Raw genomic sequence first — 25,804 nt, 5'->3', positions numbered from 1 at the left:
AACTAACAATATGGATGATACCCCTCTGCTTGTCTTGTTTTTCGCAAAACACGAATAACATAGATTACACGCCCCATATTCACGGTACTTTTAGAGGCAAGTATGAGTACCAACCCCAAGACCAAAAAGGCAGATTTCAAGTGCGTACAGCACGGTTTAGTTTATCTGGTAACGTAGCAAACAATGTATCTTACAAAACCGAAATAGACCTCTCTGACAAGGGACAAATTAGGATGTTAGATGCCTATACCAAGATAACACCCTTGGAACGTTTGCAAATAACGATCGGACAGATGCGAGTTCCGTTTACGATAGATGCACACCGATCACCCCATCAACAGTATTTTGCCAACCGATCGTTCATTGCTAAACAGGTAGGCGATGTGCGCGATGTGGGCTTAACAGCGGGATATAATTTTAAGATCCTCGTTCCTATGCGACTTGAGATTGGTATCTTCAATGGTTCGGGACTGACACATCAAGTAGATTTTTGGACGAATGAAATTAATTTCTCCACCAAATTACAAGCGTTTGTCGCAGGAAAATGGAACTTCACACTTAGTGCTCAAAAGATTAGTCCAGCACATTCAACTGTCATGATGTACGATGCAGGCATGTATTATCATGCTCATGGGTGGCATGCTGAACTGGAATATCTCCACAAGACGTATGCACACCAAGCTTTTCATGATGTTAATTCTGTCAATACCTTTATTAATTATGACATTCCACTAAGAAGATGTTTCTTTACAAAGGTGTCTCCTCTTATTCGTTATGATTATATGTCCGATCATAGTGACGGGTTCCGTTATAAGAATGGTGTGAAAGATGAAAACGGAACGCTTATCATCAACGACTATAAACGGTCGCGTCTCACTGGTGGTGTAACATTAAGCATCGACAAACCCTTTATCTCAGATATTCGCCTGAATTATGAAAAGTACTTTTATGAGCAAAATCAGTTCGCAAAAATGTCAGAAAAAGATAAGTTCGTCATTGAAGTGATGACTCGATTCTGATGCTATGATGAACATCACCCTATTATTTCAACGATGGGGAATATGAACAAATTGCATCATATTCCCCATTACTATTATAGGACAGAGCAAAGGAATCACGCTGGAACCCAAACGGAAACATTTCCTGCTGGACATGTAAAGTTACCCCAGCCATTTTCGTCAATTTGAATTTTGTGATCAAATCGACCCAATAAATCATAGAAATACTGTCCTGCGTAAGCCTTTCCAACTTCCATAGGCTTTTCGTATTGATCTTTATTACTCATCACAACGGCACAACCTCGGTTAAATCCGTCACCCTCACGAGTCCACCCTAAGCAATTTGCATCTTCAAAATAATCGCGTTGTAATCCATAAGCATTCTCTTTGCGAGCTTTCATCAATCCTTCAATACCATCCACCTTATCCAAGAATATCTCATATTCTTGACCATCATTTCCTGTGTCTTTGTAATGTGCACCAAACAAATCAGGGTAGAAAACACAAGGATAGCCATCTTGTCGCAACAAGATAAGAGCGTAAGCCAACGGCTTAAACCATGGCTCAACGGGTGCCTCTAAGGCTTGTAAAGGCTGAGTATCATGATTAGCCACCACTGTAACAGCCTTATCTGGACGTGCAGAAACCAAGGTTTCATCAAAGATTCGACGTAAATCATACGAATCTCCGCTCTTTGAAGCAACATGGAAGTTTTGTTGCAGAGATGCATCAAAAAGACTCATACATTCTTCGGTAGCTTTTAGATACTCTAACATTAACGGCAATAAGCCTGGCGTCCAATACTCACCAACAGCAAAAATATTTTTTCCCGTATTCGAACGGAGTAAAGTCAACCATTCTTTATAGAACTTGGGGGATTGATGTTTCACAGCATCCAAGCGCACACCATCAAAGAATACTTGATCATGATACCATTTTCCCCAATCATTAAGTTCCTTTCTTACATAGGGATTACGGTGCTCTATGTCATTATACATCAAGTAATCGTAGTTACCTTTCTCATTCCCTACTACAGATTCCCAGCCGTCTCCATGGTCATTGATGATTTGAAAGATACCTTTATCTTCTCCCACTGCATAATCAACACCAGAGAAACAGGTGAAATCCCATTTGAAATTAGAATATTTATCCCCTCGACCTGGGAAGGTAAACTTCGTATAACTTTCAATTTCATAAGGTGCAGAAATGTTCTTCTGACGATTGTTAGGATCAACTTTTACCACATGAAAATGCTCTGTCTCATCTCCGCCAGCCTTATGATTCAAGACGACATCAACCATTACCGCAATCTTTTTACTCTGCAAGGTTTTGCAGGCATCAATATATTCGTCTTTCGTACCATACTTGGTGGGAATACTTCCTTTTTGGTCAAACTCTCCTAAGTCAAACAAGTCATAAGGGTCATACCCCACAGAGTTAGCACCTCCTGCAGCTTTATAAGCTGGTGGAAACCACACCATGGTAATACCTAATTTCTGAAGCTGATCAGAAATTTTCTTCATGTGCTTATAAAACACTCCGTTTCCTTCTGTATACCAGTGGAAACCTTGCAAAATTGTTTGATTCATATTTTTATTTCTTTGTGTAAAACCAGTACTTCACAAGTATCAAGTCATGAATTATACTGTTTACGATTGAACTATATCCTTGCTATTTTAATGCTACTATCGCTTTCTAATAAGCGTGGCTTTTCATTCAAACTTTATTTGTGATAGGAACATATAAAAAGTGTATCTTTCGTCAGACTGTGGAGTTGTGGTAGCAACGCCATACGTCATTAACGAAAGATACACTTCGTTTCTTCATATTGCTCTAATGTTATCTGCTTTTTAGACAGCAATCGTCTTTTATTTCAACCACATTTAAAAGCAGAAATATCGACAAGTGATAGGGCAAACTATCACCCTGTGTGCCTTGATGATTTACTCTTTCGTATTTTCAGGTGCTTCATCAATCAAGTCCATGAACTGATCAAGCTTCGGTGTGATAATAATTTGAGTACGACGATTACGCTGTCTACCCAACTCTGTATTATTGGATGTCAATGGATTGTACTCCCCACGTCCTCCAGCGGTCATACGTTTAGGATCCACACCATAGTTCTTTTGCAAGTATTGCACCACACTTGATGCACGGAGCGTAGACAAGTCCCAGTTGTTACGAATATTCTTCATCAACGGACTGTTTGGATTCACAGGAACATTATCGGTATTTCCCTCCACCAAAACGTCATACTCTTTATAATCCATGATGATTTTAGCAATCTTACTCAGAGTTTCTGCAGCTCGGTCGTTAATCTCATAAGAAGCGGTTTTATAAAGCATGTTATCAGCCAAGCTGATATAAACCACGCCCTTCAACACCTGAACATCTACCTCTTTCAGCTCTTCACGACTCAAGGAGCGGGTCAAATTGTTGGTTAAAACCATGTTCAGTGAATCAGATTTAGATTTCACCTCTACCAAGTGTCGAATATATTGGTTCGACTCATTAATTTGATCCACCAATTTAGAGATGTTAATATTATTGGATTTTGTGTTTAACAAACTCTTATCCAATGAATTCTGCAAAGCAGCGTAGTCACGTTTTTGTTGCAATAATTGCTCTTCCAAAGAGGTAACACGCGCCTGTGATGCTGCCAACTGCTCTTTCGCTGTCTGATAATTAGAAGTCAACTCACGATTTTCAGACTGACAGTTTTCCAAATCTTTCTTACTTGCACAGCTCGAAACCAATAAAGCAGCAGCAAGCAAAGGGAATATTAATCCATGTTTCTTCATCATAATCAATTCGTTTTTAGTTAAATATTTTTCTTTCATGCGTCAATGCCCTCATTCATCACTTATTCAGTGGGTAGGCCTCTCTACACGATACGATTTGTGTACAAATATATAAATAAGATATCAAAATATGTGAGATATCAAAACAAATTATAAAAATTTAACCGCTTCAATCGCAATTTATTGTGCATTAACACGATAGATGTAAGTTCACTTGCCGTTAGCTAACGCTCTTGTTAGACTTTATATAGAGTGCCATGACACGTTTCTCACCAACCCTTTCTATTCAATCGAACTCATTTTAGCCCTTCCCTTATGCCTCTGATATAAAGGAAAACAGCCTATCCTTATTAGATAGACTGTTAGATTGGTAATAATTCTAATATTTTACTCATCCAAACGTAGAGGATAAGATATCGTTGAGTGAAGGTTCTAAGCCATTTACGAATATCTTAAGATTCGTCCAGGCTTAATTTTATCAGACTTACTTATATGGCTCAATCGACATATCTGTTCTACTGTAACGCCACGTTTACGCGCAATCGAGTTCAAGGTCTCGCCAGCTTGTACCTTGTGATACTGTACCTGTACGGTATTGAAAGCTTCCACATCCTCACGTCTGCTCGCTACACCGCCCCTAACTTGGTCTGGCGTATAACCTCCATTGCCAATTTTACCCCGTAAACGAGTCGCTTCTGCCGATTCACTTTGATAAGAATTGTTCCTAAAGGTGTAATAGTCTCCTGTCACATCCTGTGCACGGAAGTCAAATAACAAGGCGGGATTCAATGCTACACCGCACAATCTTGTCTCAAAATGCAGGTGAGAGCCTGTACTTCTACCGGTATTTCCGCCCAGTCCAATGACATCTCCTGCACGCACTTCTTGATTCTCACTTACCAATTGCTTAGACAAGTGTCCATAAATCGTCTCTAATCCATTGCCATGACGAATGACAATATAATTTCCATAGCCTCGGGCTTCATAGCGTACTATACGCACCTTGCCACTAAACGCAGCACGAATGGTGTCGCCAATATATACCTTTATATCCAAGCCTTTATGCTGGCGTCCCCAACGAGTACCAAAATTACTGGTAATTACACGACTCGGGGTGGGCATGCAGAAATGCCTAAGGTCAATCCTAAAGCTATCGGGAAGTGCTGTCTGTCGATGGGCATAACGATTGTCCCATTCTTCATACAACTGAGCTGCTGGAGATTCCAGATTTTCTTTTTCGATAATATTGTGAAGTAAGAGTGTATCCACTGCTTTCATCTTCCTATCTACGGGTGCTTGTCTTGCCAATAAGTCTTGCGCAATGGTTGGTTGTGCGAATGCTGCAAGCAAAGTAATAAAAGCAAATGTCTTAATCTTATTCAGTAGTCTCATATACAAATTTGGGTTTAGGTCTCCTATGGAGGTTATTAAAAACCTTTTACAGATCTTCAAGGCAAATCAATCAAATCCTCATGATTCTTAAAAATCTGTTGCAAAAATAGTCAATTTATTGCAATCTTGTTACAGTCTTAACAGATTTTATAGACGCTTTAACCAAAGTGTATCAATTACAAATGCCATAAAAATACGTATATACACCTTTGTCTATGCCTCTTTTTGGGATATTCTCCCCTATTACATGGGTTTTATAGTTATAATTAAGCAATATTTATGCAGACGCTCTGCTATTCTTTTCTTTCAGTGTTTTGTGAGTGTTTTTGTTAAAAAGTGTATCTTTATTGTTGCTTTTTTCCACAAATTCACTGCAAATAATGACGCTAAGAAATAGCAGCCCAGTTCACATTGCTTTTTCGTAGCTCGTTTAATCGATTCCACAGCATGCTGTATTGGCTCTTCTCACAGTCAGGATCATCATTGATAATCTTCTGTGCCTCATCACGAGCCAACTGTATCAGCTGTCCATCACGGGCAATGTCAGCAATCTTTAAGTCAAAGGCAATTCCGCTTTGCTGCGTCCCCTCCAAATCTCCGGGTCCCCTAAGTTTTAGGTCTGCTTCGGCTATCTGAAAGCCATCGTTGGTCTGACACATGATGTCAATGCGCTTTCTTGTTTCCTGTGTGAGCTTGTGATTCGTCACCAAGATGCAATAACTCTGATCTGCACCGCGTCCCACACGTCCACGCAACTGATGCAGTTGCGACAAACCAAACCGCTGTGCATCCAGAATAACCATTACAGAAGCATTGGGAACGTCCACTCCCACTTCAATCACAGTGGTGGCGACCAATATTTGGGTCTCTCCCTTACTAAATTTCTGCATCTCAAGGTCTTTCTCTTTCGGCTTCATCTTACCGTGTACCTTGCTCAATTTCATATCAGGAAAGATACTACACAGTGACTCATATCCTGCTTCGAGATTCTTCAGGTCTATTTTTTCGCTTTCTGTAATGAGAGGAAACACGATATAGACCTGCCTACCCTGCCGTATTTGTTGCCTTATACCTTGGTACAGACTGGTAAGTTGGTTGTCATACTTATGAATGGTCTGTATTGGTTTCCGTCCAGGCGGCAATTCGTCGATGACACTCACATCCAAATCGCCATAAATCGTCATCGCCAATGTGCGAGGAATGGGTGTTGCCGTCATCACAAGTATATGGGGAGGCTGTTGACTCTTTCCCCACAATTTGGCACGTTGCGCCACACCGAAGCGATGTTGCTCATCCACCACTGCCAACCCTAAACGTGAAAACTGTACATTGTCCTCAATGACAGCATGCGTACCCACCAATATTTGCACCTCGCCAGTGAGCAAACCGTTTAATATTTCCTCTCGCTTTTTGCCTTTCACTATCCCCGTGAGCAGCTCTATGCGCACGGGCATCTGTCTTAAAAACTTACGAATGGTGGCAAAATGTTGCTCGGCTAAAATCTCCGTGGGAGCCATCATACACGCCTGAAAACCATTCCCAATAGCGATGAGCATAGACATGAGTGCCACCAATGTTTTGCCCGATCCCACGTCTCCTTGCACCAAGCGATTCATTTGCTGTCCCGTAGCCATGTCGTTGCGTATCTCGTGCATCACTCGCTTTTGTGCATTGGTGAGCTCGAAAGGTAAGTTGTTGTGATAGAAAAAATGGAATAACGAACCTACTTGTGTAAAAACATAGCCTCGATATTTGCGGCGTTGGTCGTGGGCATATCGCAATATATTCAGCTGTACATAGAACAACTCTTCAAACTTTAACCTAACTTGGGCTCGTTGCACGTCCTCGAGACTTTTCGGATAATGAATCTTATGCAATGCCTCCGTGCGAGAAATCAAGTGTAAGGGTCCTATTATATAAGGTGGCAATGTTTCTGAAATGGTTTGCTCGGAGAGTTTCTCCACCAAAGTCTTGGTAAGTTTTTCAAGGGAGCGAGAGGTCAGCCCCATCTTTTTCATGCGTTCGGTGGTCATATAATAAGGTTGCATGCCCATTTCTGAAAGCTGTACATCTGCCACCTTATCTATATCGGGATGTGCAAACTGGTAACGACCGCCATAAATGCTTGGTCGTCCGAAGACGATATATTCTTCGTTGACCTTATACGTCTTATAGACATATTGCGCACCACGAAACCAAACCAAGTCTACCACACCAGTCCCGTCGCTGAAATGTGCCACCACTCGCTTACGATGAGCGCCCATAGCAAACTCTTCAAAGCTCAGTATCTTGCCTTTCAATTGCACAAATGGCAAGTCGCCTCGCAATTCACCAATACGATAAATCCTACTTCGGTCTACATACTTGTAAGGATAATACTCTAACAGGTCACCCCACGTAGATATTTGGAGTTCTTTCTCCAAAATTTCCTTACGCTTTGGTCCCACGCCTGTAAGGTATTTGATGTCCTGACTGAGTATGCTGGTCATGTTTGCGGTATCAATAGTTCTGCCAATTTGATATCAAACGGTGTGGTAATCTTGATGTTTTCTCGGTTGCCTTCTACCATTTCAACCGTTTGTCCCATGGCTTCCACCACCGAAGCATCATCGGTAAACGCCTCCTGCTCGGGCTGTGCAAACGCTTTTTTTAGCAATGCAATGTCGAACACCTGTGGCGTTTGCACGATGCGGTAAGCACTGCGAAGCACGTTCTTGCTGTTGCCGTCTGCGCTGATATGGCGTAACGTATCGGTCACAGGAAGTACAGGGATGGCTGCGCCACATTTTTGAGCAGTAAGATAGCATCGGTTAATCACTTCTATTGACACAAAAGGACGAACTCCATCATGGATACCCACCGTGCCACAGACCTCTTCTGGAATGATTGACAAGCCATTTTTCGCCGACTCAAAGCGCGATGCGCCACCATTCACTACGGTATGTCCCACATGAAAGTTATATTCATAGCATAATTGTCTCCAATACGCTTGCTGCGAATGAGGTAGCACCACAATAATTCCCATTTCGGAGTCATACTGATGAAACCGCTCAATGGTATGCATGAGGATAGGTTTCCCTCCCACAATTCTAAACTGCTTGGGGATGTCGCCTCCCATCCGAAGTCCTTTGCCACCTGCTACAATGATGATAAATCGCATCTTGTTGGTGGACGAGGTGACGAGGTGACAAGTGGACGAGGTGTCGCATGGATGTGTATTCGAGTACATGAGTGGACGAGTGAATGATAAGAAAAAGGCAAGTTACTTTGTTTCCATCAAGTGAGTAAACCGCATTTGCTTTTGTAAGTCTTTGGTTTCTGCCTCGCCTACAAATCCTTTCAAAATTTCGAAAGCATATGGGAAAGTAGCAGCAGGACCTTCTCCCGTGATGATGTTGCCATCGACGGTGAACAATTCTGCCGTATAATCAGCACCTTCCATATACTTTTCAAAGCCTGGGTAACAGGTTGCCTTACGTCCCTTCAATAGTCCTAAACTTCCTAAGACCATAGGACCAGCGCAGATAGCACCAATCCGCTTGCCTTTGGCATGATGTGCAAGCAAGGCTTCCCGTACACCTGCATGCTCATTTAGGTTGGTTGCGCCAGGCATTCCACCCGGAAGTAAGAGCATATCTACATCATCAAAGTGACGAATGTCTTCAAATTTCAAATCGGCTTGAATGGTAACACCATGCGAAGACGTCACCCATGTGTCGCCTGTAACGCTCACGGTCTTGATTTCTACACCTGCTCTACGCAAAATATCTACTGGGAGTAAGGCTTCTACTTCTTCGAAGCCTGTTGCTAAAAATTCATATACCTTTGCCATAGTTTTTTTGTTTTGTGGGTCTAACGACCCGTTGGTTGATCAAAATATAAATAGGTTCTTTCTGCAAATATACTATTTTTTTACGATAAAATACATCTCTCGGTTATCAATTCAGAATGATTGACGCTGATTAACGTTGTTTACCAGATTCATTCCTCCATGCGAAAAAAGTTGACAAAACTCAGGTTTAAGAGGACTTATTTTTCGTTATTTCTCATGAAAGTCCTGAATTTGCCGAAAATTTAAGCAAAATATAAACTGCTTATTATCAACGATTTACATTTTTATAGAAAACTGCAACAAAACTAACCCAATGGGTTAAGCGGCTTATCTCCATGCTTTAACCCTGTTAAAGACACGTTACAAGGCATCTATGAGTATGGAATAGAACGCATAACTCATTGAGATAAGTTCAACAAAGACAAAAAACAGGGCAAAAATTTGTTAGCAACACGATTTTTGGAGCTAAGAGATAGAAAACTCATCCCTTTTTAAGAGCCTTAAAATTGTCAAATAAAAATGCTGTTTTTCGCTGTTTCCTCGCTCAAAAACAAAACCAGTTCTTTTTATTGCTTTCATGATATTTTCTCCATTTTCATACGCTTTTCATGGGTGGTTTTATTCAATTATCAATAATAATATGTACATTTGCAAGTAATTGACCGATACGTTTCCGCCATTGTTTATCATGGCTTTGGGAACGTCACAAAGAAGACAACTTAACGATAGATGATCCATATATGCCTGAACCAAAACTAAGATTTGCCCTTTTTGGCAACGAATACCAGCCTGAGAAAACAGCTTTCTTCCTGCGAATTATCGAGGAGTTGCAGGCACACGGTGCTCACGTGAGCATCGATAGCACGTTTTACGACTTTTTAAGTCAAGATGTTCATTTCAAATCGGAGACCGTACAGCGGTTTGAAGGACAAAACTTCGATGCCGATTTTGTGATTTCCGTAGGTGGAGACGGTACCTTTCTCAAAGCTGCCCGACGTGTGGGCATCAAACAAATTCCGCTGATAGGGGTGAATACCGGCAGACTCGGTTTTCTTGCCAACATCCTTCCGAGCGAGTTAAAGGAAGCCGTTGCTGATATTTACGCCCACCATTACGAGTTAGAGAGGCATTCGGTCATTCAATTAGAGACCAACGGAGAACCCTTAGACATCAACCCTTACGCCCTCAACGACATTGCAATCCTGAAGCGTGACAATGCGGCGATGATTACGATTCGTGCTTGCGTGAACGATGACTACTTGGTAACCTACCAAGCCGACGGTTTGGTAATTGCGACACCTACGGGTAGTACGGCATACAACTTGTCAAATGGCGGTCCTATCATGGTGCCATCAACCAGCAATTTGTGTCTCACACCTGTGGCTCCACACAGTCTGAACATCCGTCCTATCGTGATTAACGACAACAATGTCATTACCCTTACGGTAGAATCACGCTCGCACAACTTCCTCGCTGCCATTGACGGTCGCTCTACAAAGTTAGGTGAGCATACGCAACTGACTATTCGCAAAGCTCCTTTTGCAACCCTATTTGTCAAACGATTTGGTCAACGTTACTTCTCAACCCTGCGTGAAAAGATGATGTGGGGGGCAGACACAAGGGGATAACACATAGACACAGCAGCTTATGAACATCCGACAATGGTTTAAGATTCCTACCCCCAAATATTCCGCCAGGGTCATTTTCAAATGGCTTTGGCGTGCTTGGCGTGGCAATCAGTTGCAAGCTATCCTCAATGCCACCATTGGTTTGCTCTCTGTAGTGGTGAGTTTAGCGCAAGTGTGGGCAGTACAACATGCCATTGATGTGGCGTCTGGACACGCTGAAGGGTCTATCTACTGGTCTGTAGGGGTAATGGCAATGCTCATTCTTTGCGGCTTCGCCCTGCGCATCTGTTCCATTTGGGTGCGCAACATCTTGGGCATCAAGGCGCAAAACCGTATGCAGCAACGCATGCTCGACCGTATTTTGCGGTCGGAATGGACGGGAAAAGAGTCGCATCACTCAGGCGATGTACTCAATAGGTTGGAGCAGGATGTAGGCACGGTGGTAAGTTTTCTAACCGAAACTATTCCTAATACCATTTCGGTAGTGGCAATGTTTGTGGGCGCATTCTTGTATCTTTTCTCTATGGACAAAGTACTTGCCTTTGTCATCGTAGGCATTATTCCAGTGTTTGTGCTGTTAAGTAAGCTGTATATTGGACAGATGCGAAGGCTCACCCGACAGGTACGCGACTCGGATAGCAAGGTGCAAAGTGTGCTGCAAGAGACCATTCAGCACCGTATGCTCATCAAGACTTTGGAGAGCGACAGCATCATGGTGGATCGATTGGAAAGCACACAGAGCGAACTTCGACATAGGGTGGTAAAGCGAACGGCATTTAGTGTGGTATCAAACTTTATCCTGAACGCAGGATTCTCTGTGGGTTATCTCATCGCTTTCCTATGGGCAGCGTTGCGAATGGCTGACCAAACGCTGACTTTCGGAGGCATGACGGCGTTCTTGCAATTAGTAAATCGTATTCAAGGACCAGCGCGCGACCTCACTCGCTTAGCACCTGTGTTTGTCGGAGTCTTTACGGCAGCCGAGCGATTGATGGAACTCGAGGAGAATCCTTTGGAGGAACAAGGCGATCCTATCCCCCTGACAGCACCGTGTGGAGTGCGCTTGGAGCACATTACCTACGCATACGACGATGGCGACAGTAATGTAATTGAACAGTTAGATTTTGATTTTTACCCTGGTTCGTGCACGGCTGTCTTGGGTGAAACGGGCGCAGGAAAGACCACATTGATACGACTCATCTTGGCTTTGTTACATCCCAATGAGGGGAAAGTCATCCTATACAATCAACAAGAGCAAAAGGAATTGTCGCCCTTGATGCGCTGCAATTTTGTGTATGTGCCACAGGGAAACACGCTGATGAGTGGTACCATTCGCGACAACTTGCGATTGGGTAAGCTCAACGCTACGGAAGAGGAAATAAAAGCGGCGTTGGAAATGAGTTGCGCCTCGTTTGTCATGGAGCTTTCTGACGGCTTAGACACCGTTTGTACGGAAGCAGGAGGCGGACTGAGCGAGGGACAGGCACAGCGTATCAGCATTGCCCGAGCCTTGTTGCGCAACCGCCCAATCATGCTATTCGATGAGGCTACCAGTGCTTTAGACCCCGAGACGGAGCGACAGCTCTTGCATAACATTCTCTCTAATCACGACAAAACCGTGATATTCATTACTCACAGACCTGCCGTAGTTGACTACTGCGACCAAACGTTACATCTACAAAAACAATAATTAATCATGAAAAGAATTGTATTTCTCACATTTTGCTTGTTTTGCACAGTTGCAACATTGTTGGCACAAGATGATGATGCCAAGTATGCGACACATCTTTTAGAGGTTGGAACGACAGCACCAGCCCTTACACTGCCCACCATCAACGGTGAGACCTTATCACTAAACGACTTCCGAGGGAAGTATGTGGTGTTGGAGTTTTGGGCATCTTGGTGTCCCGATTGCCGCAAAATCACACCGAAGGTGGATGAGTTGGGGGCAAAATATGCCGACCATGGCGTGGCTTTCATACATGTTTCGTTTGATACCAACAAAGAGGCATGGACCCAGTACGTACAGCAAAACTGCAAAAACAAGCAAGCATACCATGTTTGCAACTTTGAGAAGATGAAAGAATCGAAAGTGGCAAAGGATTTTCAAATCAAGTGGATTCCCTCCTTCTATCTTATCAATCCAGAAGGAAAGATTGTCATGAGGACGGTGATGGTGGAAAAAATCGAGAAAAAATTAGCCGAGCTGATGCAACTTTCAAAGTCCTGCTGTCGTCTAAAAGCCAAATGATACATCTCAAAGACATCAACAAGACCTATTTTGGCGCACAGCCCCTGCACGTTCTCAAGGGCATCACGCTTGACATAGAGGAAGGCGAATTTGTCTCTATCATGGGCGCATCGGGTTCGGGGAAGTCTACCTTATTAAATATATTAGGCATCCTCGACAATTATGACAGTGGTGAATATGTGCTTTCGGGTACGCTCATCAAGGACCTGAGCGAAAGGCGTGCTGCCGAATACCGCAACAAGATGATTGGTTTCATCTTCCAGTCGTTCAATCTCATCGGCTTCAAGACAGCGGTAGAAAACGTGGAATTGCCCTTGTTCTACCAAGGAGTAAGTCGCAAAACACGCCGTCAACAAGCCCTTGAATATCTCGACAGATTGGGATTGGCGCAGTGGGCAGACCACTATCCTAACGAGATGTCGGGCGGACAGAAGCAACGTGTCGCCATTGCTCGTGCGCTGATTACCAAACCACAGATTATCTTAGCCGACGAACCGACGGGAGCTTTGGACTCGAAAACCAGCGTGGAGGTGATGCAACTGCTCAAGTCGCTCAACCAAGACGAACACATGACCATTGTCGTGGTAACGCACGAGAGCGGTGTCGCCAACGAGACCAACAAGATTATCCATATCAAGGACGGACTAATAGGTCGCATTGAGGAGAATCTCGACCATAACTCAAGCCCGTTCGGGACAGGAGGTATCATGAAATAATGCTTAAAATAAGTCGGACATGAGAGACATCTTAACAGAAATATGGGCCACCGCACGACGCAATAAACTGCGCACTACCCTCACTGGGTTTGCCGTTGCGTGGGGCATCTTCATGCTCATATTCCTGTTGGGAGCAGGCAACGGACTGATCAATGCCACACAACAGAACTCGCATAGATACCTCAATACCTCCATGGTGATATTTGGCGGACAAACGTCAAAGGCACATAAAGGACTAAAAGAAGGGCGCAAGATAGAGTTGAACGACCGTGACATGGAAATCACCCAAGAGCGATTCAGCGACAATGTGGAAGAGGTGGGTGCCGAACTCGACCATGGCAACACTACTATGAGCCATGGAAAAGAGTACACTGCCGCCAACATCAGTGGTGTATATCCCAACGATTACATCATCAACAAGCGTGATATGATCTACGGGAGGTTCATCAATAAGATAGATATCAGAGATCGCAGGAAGTCGATTGTTATCAGTGATGACATGGCGAAGGAACTTTCACCCACGGGAAATGTGGAAGATATGCTGGGGCAAATCGTGAGAATGGAAGACTTGGCGTTTCATATTGTGGGTATTTATCAAGTAGACAAGAGCATGATGGGTACCGATGCGTTCATCCCTTTTACCACCTATCGCACCATATATAATGTGGGCGACAAGACTGGCAACATCGTTTTCTCGTTCAAAGGCTTGGAGACAGAACAGCAAAACGAAGCTTTCGAGCAGCGATACCGTGCTAATCTCAACGGTAATCACGGTGCTGCGCCCGATGATGAGGAGGCGGTTTGGATATGGAACCGATTTACTCAAGCCATGCAGATGAACACTGGAATGGGCATGTTGCGCACGGCGTTGTGGATAGTGGGCATCTTTACCCTGCTCAGTGGCATCGTCGGAGTTTCCAACATCATGCTCATCACGGTGAAAGAACGCACCCACGAGTTCGGTATCCGCAAGGCTATCGGCGCCACACCATGGTCTATCCTGCGACTCATCATCATTGAGAGCATCATTATCACCACCTTTTTCGGATACATCGGCATGGTGTTAGGCATTGCAGCCAATGAATACATGAATGCCACCATTGGCAACATGAAGGTTGATTCAGGCATGTTTACCACCACCATATTTGTTAATCCCACCGTTGGACTTGACGTTTGTATCAACGCCACGCTACTGATGGTGGTGGCAGGCACTATCGCTGGACTCATACCTGCACGCAAAGCGGCACACGTAAGACCCATTGAAGCACTAAGAGCAGAATAAGCCATGAAGTTTGATATCGACACATACAAAGAGATTATCGAGACACTCTCTCGCAACAAGAGCCGCTCTTTCCTCACTGGCTTTGGTGTTTTCTGGGGCATCTTCATGCTCATGGGACTCATCGGAGGTGGACAAGGGTTCAGAGAGTTGCTCAATCGAGTGTTCGAAGGCTTTGCTACCAACTCCTCAGTCATCTTCGCTCAACCCACTACCAAGCCATACGACGGCTATCGGAAGGGACGACAATGGACGTTGGAATATAAAGACGTGGAGCGTATCAAGGCGAACGTTCGCGACTTAGACATCGTTACACCGGGACTGTCGCAATGGGGTGGAAACGCTGTGTTTGGCGACAAGAAGAGCAACTGCAACATCAAAGGACTGATGGCGGATTACGCCAAGGTGGAAACACCACACATGTACTACGGTAGATACCTCAACGAAATGGACATGCAGCAACGCAGGAAGGTGTGTATATTAGGCAAGAAAGTGTACAAGAACTTGTTTCCAGGCGGTGGAGACCCCTGCGGTCAGCTCATTAGGATAGACTCTATCTACTACAGTGTCGTAGGAGTAGACTATAGTGCAGGTAACATGCAAATCAATGGGTCGGCAGAAGAGAGCGTCGTCATACCGCTTCCACTGATGCAACAAGCCTACAATTTGGGGCAAACCGTACACGTTATTTGTGTTACTGGGCGTCCTGGGGTCAAGATGAGCAAGGTGGCACAACCCATGAGAGATGTCATCGCCCGTGCGCACCACATTGATCCGACCGATGAGAAGGGCATCACGGTGTTCAACACCGAAGTGATGTATGGCATGGTTGACAGTCTCTTTGCCGGTGTCAACTTCTTGGTATGGCTCGTAGGCATCGGTACTTTGCTGGCTGGAGCTATCGGTGTGTCCAACATCATGATGGTAACGGTGCGTGAACGAACTACAGAAATAGGCATCAGGCGTGCCATTGGCGCCACGCCACGCACCATCTTGGGGCAGATTATCGCAGAGAGCATCATCTTGATAGCGGTAGCTGGCATGAGTGGAATACTCTTTGCCGTCATCATTCTACAGTTGGCAGAGATGAGTACCACCACCGATGGCTTTACTGCTGCACACTTCCAAGTAAACTTTTGGACTGCCGTGGGCGCTGTCATCATGCTGTCTTTACTCGGTGTCTTGGCAGGGTTGGCTCCTGCACTGAGAGCCATGTCTATCAAACCTGTGGATGCCATGCGAGACGAATAATCCAAATAAGAAAACTAATCATAGAACCTATTCATGATACACACTGCCGACCGCAGAACGAGTTGCGCATTGTGAACCATACATTACACCATTATGAAAAAGAATATCAAATTTATCGTTGCAGGCGTTATCGCCCTCATCTTCATCGGAACATTTGTTTTCCTATGGTTCAAGTCACGCCCTCAACCCGAGGTTTACGACGAGTTTACCCCCAAGATGTCGAACCTGAAGAAGGTAACTGTCATCACTGGCAAGATAGAACCTCGCAACGAGGTGAACGTGAAACCGCAGATTTCGGGTATCATCACCGAGATTATGAAAGAAGCGGGCGAGATGGTGCAGGCTGGAGAGATTATCGCAAAGGTAAAAGTGGTGCCGGATATGAACCAATTGTCGAACGCCCAGTCACGCGTTCGCTTGGCGCAAATCAACGTGAAGCAAGCGAAAGTGAACTACGACCGTGAGAAGAAGCTCTACGACAAAGGATTAGTAGCAGGCGATGAGTACGACAAGATACGGCAAGCCTACCAACAATCGCAAGAGGAAGTGAAGGCTGCACAGGACAACTTAGAGGTGGTTCGAGACGGTGTGTCAAAGAATAATGCCAACACCAGCAGCACACTTATTCGCTCCACCATTAGCGGTTTGATTCTTGATGTACCTGTAAAAGTGGGCAACACGGTCATCTTGAGCAACACCTTCAACGACGGAACCACCATTGCCACGGTAGCCAACATGGGCGACCTCATCTTCCGAGGCAACATCGACGAAACGGAAGTGGGACAACTGTCTGTGGGCATGCCGATGAAGATTACTATCGGAGCCTTGCAGGACAACACCTTGCAGGCGTCTCTCGAATATGTTTCGCCCAAAGCTGTTGAGCAAAACGGCGCCAACCAATTTGAGATTAAAGCCGCCATTCGTAACATCCAGGGCAAGAAGATACGCAGTGGATACAGTGCCAATGCCGAGATTGTACTGGCAAGTGCGCAAAACGTGTTGACTGTTCCCGAGAGTGCCATCGAGTTTAGTGGAAAACAAACCTATGTATATGTCGTCAAGGGCGATAAAGACAACAAGACTTACGAGCGTCGAAAGGTAGAAACAGGCATGAGCGATGGTCTGAACATCGAGATAAAAAGCGGCTTGAACAAGAACGAAAAGGTGCGCGGACCTAAGAAAGTGAAGGAAGACTAATCCGCTATGTATTGCTAACGGCTGGTTCTATAAATTACCACCGTATATAATAATTAAATTTTAAGAAATACGTTTTGTCATCTTTTGCGCTTCTTTTTGGTTCAAAATGCAAGTTCGTTCAGTCGTGTAGCTCGCTACACTCCTTCACTCTCTTACATTTTTGACCTCAAAAATAAGCACAAAAACTAACAAAGCTAATTTATAGAACCAGCCTAACGCCCACATCCTTCACGTCTCTATACCCTCCTTTTTGCTTTCACGAAAGGCGTGAACGCTTTTTATTCACATCCCTATAAAAAGCAGATAGATACAGTAGCGCAATAATAATCAGAGCTTCTATGATGATACTTCTTTTATAAAATAAACTGTTTTATCTTGCAAAATAGGCTGTTTTACCCACCAAAACAGCCTATTTTGCTTCCTTATAAAAATCCTATAAGGCAAATATCAATCATTTTATTTTGTGCTGTCCACAGTTTGCAGTATCTTTGCAGAGAAGATAGGCTTCGCTTCAACAAAGAGATAAATCATGCCCATCTACAAACTATTCTTGGGTGTAGATATTATCTTTTTCTTAAAAGACAAACATTCACCTTTATACTAATTTTACAGATATGATTCTTTTCTTTGAAACACCCCAAAAGAATATCATTGCAACGGAGATAAACCACCAACCTTGTCAAGAAGACATCGACAAACTGTGTTGGCTCTTTGGGCAAGCTACTTGCTTGGATGCAGAGCAGCTTGAGGGCTTCTTCGTAGGACCACGGCGCGAAATGATTACTCCATGGAGTACCAATGCCGTTGAGATTACTGAAAATATGAATCTAAGCGGCATTTTGCGTATTGAGGAGTTCTTCCCTGTTCGCTCAAAAGAGGCGGAACATGACACGATGTTGCAAAGAATGTACGACGGATTGGGACAAGACATTTTTGAGGTGAATCACCAACCAGAGCTTATCAAGCTGGTTGAAAATCTGGAACAGTATAACGAGCAAGAGGGATTGGCACTCTCGCCAGAAGAGATGGCGTACCTGCACACCATAGAAAAGCAGAACGGAAGGCCCCTCACCGACAGCGAAATATTCGGGTTTGCACAAATCAATTCTGAACACTGTCGGCATAAGATATTCGGTGGCACATTTATCATTGACGGTGAAGAAAAAGAATCCTCGCTCTTTGCCATGATTAAGCGTACCACCAAAGAGAATCCGGGCAAGATACTGTCTGCCTATAAGGACAATGTGGCTTTCGCACAAGGTCCCATGATAGAACAGTTTGCACCCGAAAATCAGGCAACCAGTGATTATTTCAAAGTAAAAGACATCGAGAGTGTCATCTCTTTGAAAGCCGAAACACACAACTTCCCCACCACCGTAGAACCCTTTAACGGTGCTGCAACAGGAACAGGTGGAGAGATTCGCGACCGCATGGGTGGTGGCGTAGGCTCTTGGCCATTAGCAGGCACAGCCGTTTACATGACAGCCTATCCTCGATTGCAAGGCGAAGCACGGTCATGGGAGAACATCCTGCCCGTGCGTAAATGGCTCTATCAATCGCCCGAACAAATACTCATCAAGGCTTCGAATGGTGCCAGTGACTTCGGAAACAAGTTCGGACAACCTTTAATCTGCGGTTCGGTACTCACTTTTGAACACCAAGAAGACGACCAAAAATTGGGTTACGACAAGGTAATTATGTTGGCTGGCGGTGTTGGCTACGGTAAGAAACGCGACTGCTTGAAGAAAGAACCACAAAAAGGCAATAAAGTGGTAGTAGTTGGTGGCGACAACTACCGCATTGGTTTGGGTGGCGGAAGCGTGTCATCTGTTGATACAGGACGCTATACCAGTGGTGTAGAACTGAACGCTATACAGCGTGCTAACCCCGAAATGCAAAAGCGTGCCTACAACTTGGTAAGGGCTTTGGTAGAAGAAGACAGCAACCCAGTGGTGTCTATCCATGACCATGGTAGTGCTGGACACCTGAACTGCTTGTCTGAATTGGTAGAAGACTGCGGTGGAGAGATTGACATGACCAAGTTGCCGATTGGTGATAAGACGCTCAGTGCCAAGGAAATCATTGCCAACGAGAGTCAGGAGCGCATGGGACTGCTCATTGACGAGCAACATCTTGACCACGTGAAGGCGATTGCCGAACGTGAGCGTGCACCGCTCTACGTGGTAGGTGAGACCACTGGCGACGCTCACTTCTCATTCGTACAAGGGGATGGAAAGAAACCGTTTGACTTAGATGTGGCACAAATGTTTGGACATTCGCCCAAGACCATCATGAAAGATGAGACGGTAGAACGCCATTACGAAAACGTCACCTATAGCCAAGACCAAATAGACAGCTATCTTGACAACGTGCTACAATTGGAAGCTGTAGCCTGTAAAGACTGGCTCACCAACAAGGTGGACCGCTCTGTAACAGGAAGGATAGCACGCCAACAATGTCAAGGCAAGATACAGTTGCCCCTCTCCGACTGTGGTGTCGTGGCATTAGACTATCGTGGCAAGAAAGGGATTGCAACAGCGATAGGACATGCGCCACAAGCAGGATTGGCTTCGCCACAAGCAGGAAGTGTGCTCAGTGTGGCAGAGGCACTCACCAATATTGTGTGGGCTCCGCTCACAGATGGGCTGGAAGGCATCTCGCTATCAGCCAACTGGATGTGGCCTTGCCGCTCACAAAAGGGCGAAGATGCACGCCTGTATGCTGCTGTTGAGGCATTGAGCGACTTCTGTTGCTCGCTCCACATCAACGTACCCACAGGAAAAGACTCGCTTTCACTTACCCAGAAATATCCTAATGGCGAGAAAATCATCTCTCCGGGAACCGTCATTGTCAGCGCAGGAGGCGAAGTGGAAGATGTGAAAAAAGTGGTTTCATCTGTTTTAGTGAATGATAAGAACTCATCACTCTACTACATTGATTTCTCTTTCGACGACCAGCGGTTGGGCGGAAGTGCCTTTGCGCAAACCTTAGGAAAAGTAGGGAGTGACGTTCCGACGGTGAAAAACCCAGAGTATTTCGCCGATTGTTTTGAAGCAGTTCAAGCCTTAATCAAGAAAGGTTGGGTGATGGCAGGCCATGACATTAGTGCTGGTGGCTTGATTACTACCCTTTTGGAAATGACATTTGCCAATCCTGATGGGGGCATCCACGTAAATCTTTACGATTTTGCAGAAGAGGATGTGGTGAAAGCCCTATTTGCCGAAAATCCGGGTGTCATCATTCAGGTATCCGACACGCACAAACAAACATTGCGCGAATACTTAGAAGCCGAAGGTATTGGATATGCCAAGATTGGCTACCCTACCCCCAAAGTACGCCAGCTCGTGATAAAGAAAGGTGAATGGGAACACGAATTTGAGATTGATGCATTGCGTGACACATGGTATCAGACATCTTATCTGCTGGATCAACGACAGAGCATGAATGGAAAAGCAGACGAACGCCGACAGAACTATTGGCAACAACCCGTTGAGTGGCACTTCAAAGATGGATTTACGGGCAAGCTCTCTCAATACCAGTTGGATGCCAATCGTCGCTCCGCATCAGGAATTAAAGCCGCCATTATCCGAGAGAAAGGAACCAATGGCGAACGCGAAATGGCTTATGCCTTATACTTAGCAGGCTTTGACGTGAAAGATGTGATGATGACCGACTTGATTTCTGGTCGAGAAACACTGGAAGATATCCATATGATTGTATTCTGTGGCGGTTTTTCAAACAGTGATGTGTTGGGTTCTGCAAAAGGTTGGGCAGGCGCATTCTTATACAATCCCAAAGCGAAAGAAGCGCTCGATAAGTTCTATGCTCGTAAGGATACGCTCTCATTAGGAATCTGTAACGGTTGCCAATTGATGGTAGAGCTGAACTTGATTAACCCTGAACTTCAACGACACACACGCATGTTGCACAACGACTCACAGAAGTTTGAGAGTGCATTCTTAAGTCTTTCTATTCCTGAGAATAACAGTGTGATGCTTGGCAGCCTCGCTCATAGCAAATTGGGCATTTGGGTAGCGCATGGAGAAGGGAAGTTTAGCTTGCCAGAGACAGAAGACAAGTATCATATTGTTGCAAAATACAACTACAGTGAATATCCAGGAAATCCAAATGGCAGCGACTATAGTGTGGCTGGCATCTGTTCTGCGGATGGACGTCATTTGGCAATGATGCCCCACTTAGAACGCGCTATCTTCCCTTGGCAAACTGCTTATTATCCCCACAAGCATCGCTGCGATGAAGTGACTCCATGGATAGAGGCATTTGTAAATGCGAGAAAGTGGATAGAAGGAAAAGTATAGTTGACGAGTTCACAAGTTGACGAGTTCACAAGTTGACGAGTTGATAAGTTGGCAAAAAGGTATTCATTAGTAAGGAGACTATCACCATTTATAACGCATGGGCAATCATATCAAAATACCCAACACGGCAGAGACATCGCAGGACAACTACCGCTGGACGACGCTCTTTAAGACATTCTTCAAGATAGGAGCGTTTACCCTCGGTGGTGGCTATGCCATGATTCCCATTATCGAAACAGAGGTAGTGGAGAAGCATCATTGGATAGAGAAAGATGAGTTCCTCGACCTCATTGCCGTTGCACAGAGCTGTCCCGGTGTGTTTGCTATCAACATCAGCACCTTTGTTGGCTATAAGTTACGAGGCACACCCGGAGCCATTTGTACGGCTACAGGGACGGCATTGCCGTCTTTTCTCATCATTTTGCTGATTGCGATGTTCTTTCATCGTTTTATGGACGTGCCTTGGATAGCAGCCATGTTCAATGGCATTCGACCAGCGGTTGTCGCCTTGATAGCCGTACCCACCTTCAACTTAGCAAAGAGTGCGAAGATATCGTTAGTCAACTGTTGGATACCCGTTATTTCTGCGCTGCTGATATGGGCGGTTGGAGTCAACCCTATTTTTATTATCATAGCTGCAGCGGCAGGTGGCTATATTTACGGACAGTTTATCAAGCCTACTGAGTAATATGATTTACCTCTATCTCTTCTTTACCTTTTTCCAAATAGGTTTGTTTGGTTTTGGTGGTGGTTACGGCATGCTGTCGCTCATACAAACAGAGACAGTGATACAACACCACTGGTTGACAAGTGCGGAGTTTACCAACATTGTGGCTATCAGTCAGATGACACCTGGTCCCATAGGCATCAACTCTGCCACCTATTGTGGCTATGCTGCCATTCACAATGCAGGATATGGCATGTGGATGTCGGTTTTAGGCTCGGTTGTTGCCACTACAGCCTTGGTGCTACCTTCCCTTGTCCTCATGATACTCATTAGCAAGATGTTTATGAAATATATGAATACAGAACCAGTGCAAAATATCTTTAGCGGCCTAAGACCTGCTGTTGTTGGTCTTTTGGCTGCTGCCACCCTACTGCTGATGAATGAGGAAAACTTTGGCTCAATGGTGAGAAATCCATGGCAGTTTTGGATTAGTATTGCGTTATTCATCGCAACATTTATAGGAACGAAATATATCAAAATTAATCCTATCCGAATGATTTGCTATGCGGCATTCGCAGGGTTGATGTTACTGTATTGAGAGTATATAAGTTTGTAAGTTTGTAAGTTTCTGAGTTGATGAGTTTGCAAGTTTGCTGTAATGGAGATCAACTCATCAACTTATGAACTCATCAACCTATGAACTCGTGAACTAAAACAACTTATCAACTCATTAACTCATTAACTAAAAACCAATGAACAAAATACATGGTTTTGTAGGAGCCATTACATCTGCAACAGCCTTTGGGCTTATACCACTCTTTAGTCTTCCAGTATTAGCAACGGGCATGCCCTCCACCGCAGTATTAGTGTATCGCTTTGCTTTTGCTTGTCTCATTATGCTTGTTGTGCTGATGTACCAACGGCAAAGTCTACATCTTCGCTTTGGCGAATCGCTCCGCCTCATGCTGCTATCCACTATGTATACCGGGTCGGCAGTTTTCCTTATTGAGGGCTATCGTTACCTGTCCAGCGGCATCGCAACCGTTATTATGTTTTCATATCCTGTGTGGACTGCTCTGTTAATGATGATTTTTAGGGGTGAAAAGGCATCGGGTACTACCTTTTTGGCCATTGGACTGGCTGTGGCAGGGGTATGTTTCTTATCAGGAATTGAGAATGGTGTTGGCAACATCTCTGTTTTGGGCATCTGCTTAGAGCTTCTGTCAGGACTGTCGTACGCTATTTATATGGTTGCCTACCCAACAATGAACATACGCACCATACCCACCATAAAAGTAAACTTTTATATTTTCTTCTTCACGATGCTGCTGCTCATGTTATACGCCATATTCACCTCAGGTAGGTTGCCAGCCATTCATACGGGTACGGTCCTGCTCAACCTCTTCTTATTGGGCTTGCTTCCAACAGTAGTAAGCAACATCACCCTCATCTTGTCGCTGAAGAGTATTGGCAGCACCTTGGTGGCAATACTCGGTGCCTTTGAACCACTAACGGCGATGTGTATCGGCATTATGGTCTTTGGCGAACCGTTTACGGTACACATAGCCATCGGATTTGTGTTGATATTGATTGCCGTAGCAGTGTTAATTCTTAAAAATGCACACCATAAGACAAAAGCAGAAAAAGATATTGTCTCTTCAATTTGAAAAAACACCATAAAATAAGACGTAAACAAGAGCGCATGTCAAATATTATATCTATATTTGCGAAAGGAAATAAAGATGTGCAAACCATCTTGCAAAACCGTCATATTAACAACTATTTATATCATCTGAAAAAGAAGATTATAAAAAAGGAAAGGCGATATTTCAAAAATATCAATTGATGAAAAACATCCTGATTATCATTCTGTCATCACGACAAATTTAGAATCTATCTCAATATCGTATAAAGAGAAAAAATATCACCATATAAAATGTTAACGAAAAAAAATACACAATGGAAAAAGACCAAGATTACAGAGTAGAAAGTGATTTGTTAGGAGAATTACAAGTTCCTACAAATGCGTATTATGGCGTGCAAACTCAGCGCGCTATCAACAATTACAAGATATCGACAGGAAAGATGAGCGACTATCCCGACTTTGTTATCTCGATAGCCTATGTCAAGAAGGCTGCTGCTAAAGCCAATGCAGAGGCAGACTTCTTAGATACACACATTGCAGAAGCCATTTGCAAAGCCTGCGATGACATTATTGAAGGAAAGTTGCAAGATCAATTCCCTGTAGATATGGTTCAGGGTGGTGCTGGTACTTCGGTGAACATGAATGCCAATGAAGTAATTGCCAACCGTGCATTGGAAATCATGGGGTATAAAAAAGGGGATTATGCGCATTGCTACCCTAACGACCATGTGAACTGCGGACAGTCTACCAATGATGCTTATCCCACTGCACTACGTTACGCTGTGTATCGAATGAACAAGACGTTGGTGGAGAGTCTTCGCCATCTTGTAGACACATTCAACAGCAAAGCTGATGAATACAAAGATGCTGTGAAAATGGGACGCACACAGTTACAAGACGCAGTGCCTATGACTTCAGGGCAAGAGTTTAAGGCTTTTGCACACAGCTTAGAGCAAGAAATAGACTTCCTAAACGAAAACGCCAAGCGCCTCTTGACCATCAACATGGGAGCAACTGCCATTGGTACAGGTATTAACGCAGCACCAGGGTACGACAAGTTAGTGACCAAGTATTTGGCAGAATACACAAAAGAGGATTTTAAGGAAGCAGACGATATGATTGCTGCTACACCCGACACAGCCGATTATGTGAGCTATTCAGGTGCTATGAAGCGATTGGCTGTCAAATTATCAAAGATTTGTAACGACTTACGATTGATGGCATCTGGTCCTCGTTGTGGTCTACACGAAATCAACTTGCCTCCTATGGCTCCAGGCTCTTCCATTATGCCAGGCAAGGTAAATCCTGTCATTCCAGAAGTAACCAATCAAGTTTGCTTCAAGGTTATTGGTAACGATACAACCATCACCATAGCAGCAGAGGCTGGACAGTTACAACTCAATGTAATGGAGCCTATTATTGTGCAATGTCTGTTTGAAAGCTCACAATGGCTGAACAATGCCATGAATACATTGGCTGATAAATGTGTGAAAGGTATTACCATTAACACCCAACACAATCTTGATGTGGTGAATCATTCCATTGGAATTGTTACCGCATTGAATCCTTACATTGGTTACAAGAACAGTACCAAAGTGGCTAAGGAAGCGTTAAAAACAGGCAAGAGCTTGCACGAAATTGTAGTGGAAAAAGGATTCTTGTCCAAAGAAGAGGTAGACAAAATTCTCGATCCCAAAGGTATGCTCAACGTACACAAGAAGATAGAAGTATAACAGGGTAATCCGATACTTTTTTAGACTCAATGAAAAGGACGTGGGCAATGTTGTCCACGTCCTTTTTATTGATTGTTATTTGCTACAACAAGACC

19 protein-coding genes are annotated in these 25,804 nt (G+C 44.2%); 13 read left to right on the top strand and 6 right to left on the bottom strand.

Features of this window, described 5'->3' with window-relative positions:
• Window positions 1-14 precede the first annotated feature (14 nt).
• Window positions 15-1,019 (top strand): porin, encoded by a 1,005-nt coding sequence (locus tag BN35_RS06370; protein ID WP_044071318.1) that lies wholly within the window; start codon window positions 15-17, stop codon window positions 1,017-1,019.
• 95 nt (window positions 1,020-1,114) lie between these two features.
• Here the strand turns inward: BN35_RS06370 and BN35_RS06365 are convergent, their stop codons facing one another.
• The 6 genes from BN35_RS06365 to BN35_RS06340 form a co-directional block, all read right to left on the bottom strand.
• On the bottom strand, window positions 1,115-2,587 hold the full coding sequence (locus BN35_RS06365) for an alpha-amylase (protein WP_025072062.1): 1,473 nt from the start codon (window positions 2,585-2,587) through the stop codon (window positions 1,115-1,117).
• A gap of 354 nt (window positions 2,588-2,941) precedes the next feature.
• Complete coding sequence (locus BN35_RS06360) at window positions 2,942-3,799, bottom strand: OmpA family protein (RefSeq protein ID WP_025072061.1); 858 nt, start codon at window positions 3,797-3,799, stop codon at window positions 2,942-2,944.
• A gap of 441 nt (window positions 3,800-4,240) precedes the next feature.
• A complete protein-coding gene (locus BN35_RS06355; RefSeq protein ID WP_025072060.1) occupies window positions 4,241-5,191 on the bottom strand; it encodes a peptidoglycan DD-metalloendopeptidase family protein in 951 nt (316 codons plus the stop codon).
• Window positions 5,192-5,577: 386 nt separating this feature from the next.
• Window positions 5,578-7,680, bottom strand: a complete 2,103-nt coding sequence (recG, locus tag BN35_RS06350; protein ID WP_028900982.1) for an ATP-dependent DNA helicase RecG — start codon at window positions 7,678-7,680, stop codon at window positions 5,578-5,580.
• The gene (locus BN35_RS06345) at window positions 7,677-8,351 is read right to left on the bottom strand and encodes a 2-C-methyl-D-erythritol 4-phosphate cytidylyltransferase (protein ID WP_028900981.1); all 675 of its coding nucleotides are present in this window, start codon (window positions 8,349-8,351) and stop codon (window positions 7,677-7,679) included. The genes recG and BN35_RS06345 overlap by 4 nt, the downstream gene beginning before the upstream one ends.
• Window positions 8,352-8,453: 102 nt before the next feature.
• Window positions 8,454-9,023, bottom strand: coding sequence for a DJ-1 family glyoxalase III (locus tag BN35_RS06340; RefSeq protein WP_008123513.1), 570 nt, complete (start codon window positions 9,021-9,023; stop codon window positions 8,454-8,456).
• A 740-nt stretch (window positions 9,024-9,763) separates the two neighbouring features.
• Here BN35_RS06340 and BN35_RS06335 point away from each other — a divergent pair.
• The 12 genes from BN35_RS06335 to aspA all read left to right on the top strand — a co-directional run bounded on the left by BN35_RS06335 (window position 9,764) and on the right by aspA (window position 25,709).
• Window positions 9,764-10,651, top strand: a complete 888-nt coding sequence (locus tag BN35_RS06335; RefSeq protein ID WP_028900980.1) for an NAD kinase — start codon at window positions 9,764-9,766, stop codon at window positions 10,649-10,651.
• A gap of 19 nt (window positions 10,652-10,670) precedes the next feature.
• On the top strand, window positions 10,671-12,341 hold the full coding sequence (locus tag BN35_RS06330) for an ABC transporter ATP-binding protein (RefSeq protein WP_025072058.1): 1,671 nt from the start codon (window positions 10,671-10,673) through the stop codon (window positions 12,339-12,341).
• A 6-nt stretch (window positions 12,342-12,347) separates the two neighbouring features.
• Entirely contained in the window at window positions 12,348-12,902 is a 555-nt protein-coding gene (locus BN35_RS06325; RefSeq protein ID WP_025072057.1) for a TlpA family protein disulfide reductase, read from the top strand.
• A complete protein-coding gene (locus BN35_RS06320; RefSeq protein WP_025072056.1) occupies window positions 12,899-13,618 on the top strand; it encodes an ABC transporter ATP-binding protein in 720 nt (239 codons plus the stop codon). Before BN35_RS06325 ends, BN35_RS06320 begins: the two co-directional genes overlap by 4 nt.
• A 19-nt stretch (window positions 13,619-13,637) precedes the next feature.
• Window positions 13,638-14,900, top strand: a complete 1,263-nt coding sequence (locus BN35_RS06315; RefSeq protein WP_025072055.1) for an ABC transporter permease — start codon at window positions 13,638-13,640, stop codon at window positions 14,898-14,900.
• A 3-nt stretch (window positions 14,901-14,903) separates the two neighbouring features.
• Window positions 14,904-16,148 carry an ABC transporter permease gene (locus BN35_RS06310; RefSeq protein ID WP_028900979.1) on the top strand — a complete coding sequence of 415 codons (1,245 nt, stop codon included), beginning with the start codon at window positions 14,904-14,906 and terminating at the stop codon, window positions 16,146-16,148.
• A 93-nt stretch (window positions 16,149-16,241) separates the two neighbouring features.
• Complete coding sequence (locus BN35_RS06305) at window positions 16,242-17,345, top strand: efflux RND transporter periplasmic adaptor subunit (RefSeq protein WP_004347880.1); 1,104 nt, start codon at window positions 16,242-16,244, stop codon at window positions 17,343-17,345.
• Between the two features lie 614 nt (window positions 17,346-17,959).
• Window positions 17,960-21,664: a phosphoribosylformylglycinamidine synthase gene (gene purL, locus BN35_RS06300; RefSeq protein WP_028900978.1), complete on the top strand. Its 3,705-nt coding sequence runs from the start codon at window positions 17,960-17,962 to the stop codon at window positions 21,662-21,664.
• A 97-nt stretch (window positions 21,665-21,761) separates the two neighbouring features.
• Complete coding sequence (locus tag BN35_RS06295) at window positions 21,762-22,352, top strand: chromate transporter (protein WP_025072054.1); 591 nt, start codon at window positions 21,762-21,764, stop codon at window positions 22,350-22,352.
• A 1-nt stretch (window position 22,353) separates the two neighbouring features.
• Window positions 22,354-22,929 (top strand): chromate transporter, encoded by a 576-nt coding sequence (locus BN35_RS06290; protein ID WP_028900977.1) that lies wholly within the window; start codon window positions 22,354-22,356, stop codon window positions 22,927-22,929.
• Between the two features lie 154 nt (window positions 22,930-23,083).
• Window positions 23,084-23,998: a DMT family transporter gene (locus BN35_RS06285; RefSeq protein ID WP_028900976.1), complete on the top strand. Its 915-nt coding sequence runs from the start codon at window positions 23,084-23,086 to the stop codon at window positions 23,996-23,998.
• 292 nt (window positions 23,999-24,290) lie between these two features.
• Window positions 24,291-25,709, top strand: coding sequence for an aspartate ammonia-lyase (gene aspA, locus BN35_RS06275; RefSeq protein WP_025072052.1), 1,419 nt, complete (start codon window positions 24,291-24,293; stop codon window positions 25,707-25,709).
• The last annotated feature ends 95 nt before the right edge of the window (window positions 25,710-25,804 follow it).

This window comes from Hoylesella timonensis 4401737 = DSM 22865 = JCM 15640 (assembly GCF_000455445.1).
In the GTDB taxonomy this organism is placed as follows: Bacteria; Bacteroidota; Bacteroidia; order Bacteroidales; family Bacteroidaceae; genus Prevotella; species Prevotella timonensis.
The sequence above is the reverse complement of the archived record's forward strand: the minus strand, read 5'-3'. Positions and strand labels throughout refer to the sequence as shown.

Bases quoted from the DNA above. Each gene is read 5' to 3' on its own strand.
- purL (WP_028900978.1), top strand. From the start codon at position 17,960: ATGATTCTTTTCTTTGAAACACCCCAAAAGAATATCATTGCAACGGAG.
- BN35_RS06340 (WP_008123513.1), bottom strand. From the start codon at position 9,023: ATGGCAAAGGTATATGAATTTTTAGCAACAGGCTTCGAAGAAGTAGAA.
- BN35_RS06310 (WP_028900979.1), top strand. From the start codon at position 14,904: ATGAAGTTTGATATCGACACATACAAAGAGATTATCGAGACACTCTCT.
- BN35_RS06365 (WP_025072062.1), bottom strand. From the start codon at position 2,587: ATGAATCAAACAATTTTGCAAGGTTTCCACTGGTATACAGAAGGAAAC.
- BN35_RS06295 (WP_025072054.1), top strand. From the start codon at position 21,762: ATGGGCAATCATATCAAAATACCCAACACGGCAGAGACATCGCAGGAC.
- BN35_RS06335 (WP_028900980.1), top strand. From the start codon at position 9,764: ATGCCTGAACCAAAACTAAGATTTGCCCTTTTTGGCAACGAATACCAG.
- BN35_RS06290 (WP_028900977.1), top strand. From the start codon at position 22,354: ATGATTTACCTCTATCTCTTCTTTACCTTTTTCCAAATAGGTTTGTTT.
- BN35_RS06325 (WP_025072057.1), top strand. From the start codon at position 12,348: ATGAAAAGAATTGTATTTCTCACATTTTGCTTGTTTTGCACAGTTGCA.
- recG (WP_028900982.1), bottom strand. From the start codon at position 7,680: ATGACCAGCATACTCAGTCAGGACATCAAATACCTTACAGGCGTGGGA.
- BN35_RS06360 (WP_025072061.1), bottom strand. From the start codon at position 3,799: ATGAAGAAACATGGATTAATATTCCCTTTGCTTGCTGCTGCTTTATTG.
- BN35_RS06285 (WP_028900976.1), top strand. From the start codon at position 23,084: ATGAACAAAATACATGGTTTTGTAGGAGCCATTACATCTGCAACAGCC.
- BN35_RS06305 (WP_004347880.1), top strand. From the start codon at position 16,242: ATGAAAAAGAATATCAAATTTATCGTTGCAGGCGTTATCGCCCTCATC.
- BN35_RS06355 (WP_025072060.1), bottom strand. From the start codon at position 5,191: ATGAGACTACTGAATAAGATTAAGACATTTGCTTTTATTACTTTGCTT.
- BN35_RS06370 (WP_044071318.1), top strand. From the start codon at position 15: ATGATACCCCTCTGCTTGTCTTGTTTTTCGCAAAACACGAATAACATA.
- aspA (WP_025072052.1), top strand. From the start codon at position 24,291: ATGGAAAAAGACCAAGATTACAGAGTAGAAAGTGATTTGTTAGGAGAA.
- BN35_RS06345 (WP_028900981.1), bottom strand. From the start codon at position 8,351: ATGCGATTTATCATCATTGTAGCAGGTGGCAAAGGACTTCGGATGGGA.
- BN35_RS06320 (WP_025072056.1), top strand. From the start codon at position 12,899: ATGATACATCTCAAAGACATCAACAAGACCTATTTTGGCGCACAGCCC.
- BN35_RS06330 (WP_025072058.1), top strand. From the start codon at position 10,671: ATGAACATCCGACAATGGTTTAAGATTCCTACCCCCAAATATTCCGCC.
- BN35_RS06315 (WP_025072055.1), top strand. From the start codon at position 13,638: ATGAGAGACATCTTAACAGAAATATGGGCCACCGCACGACGCAATAAA.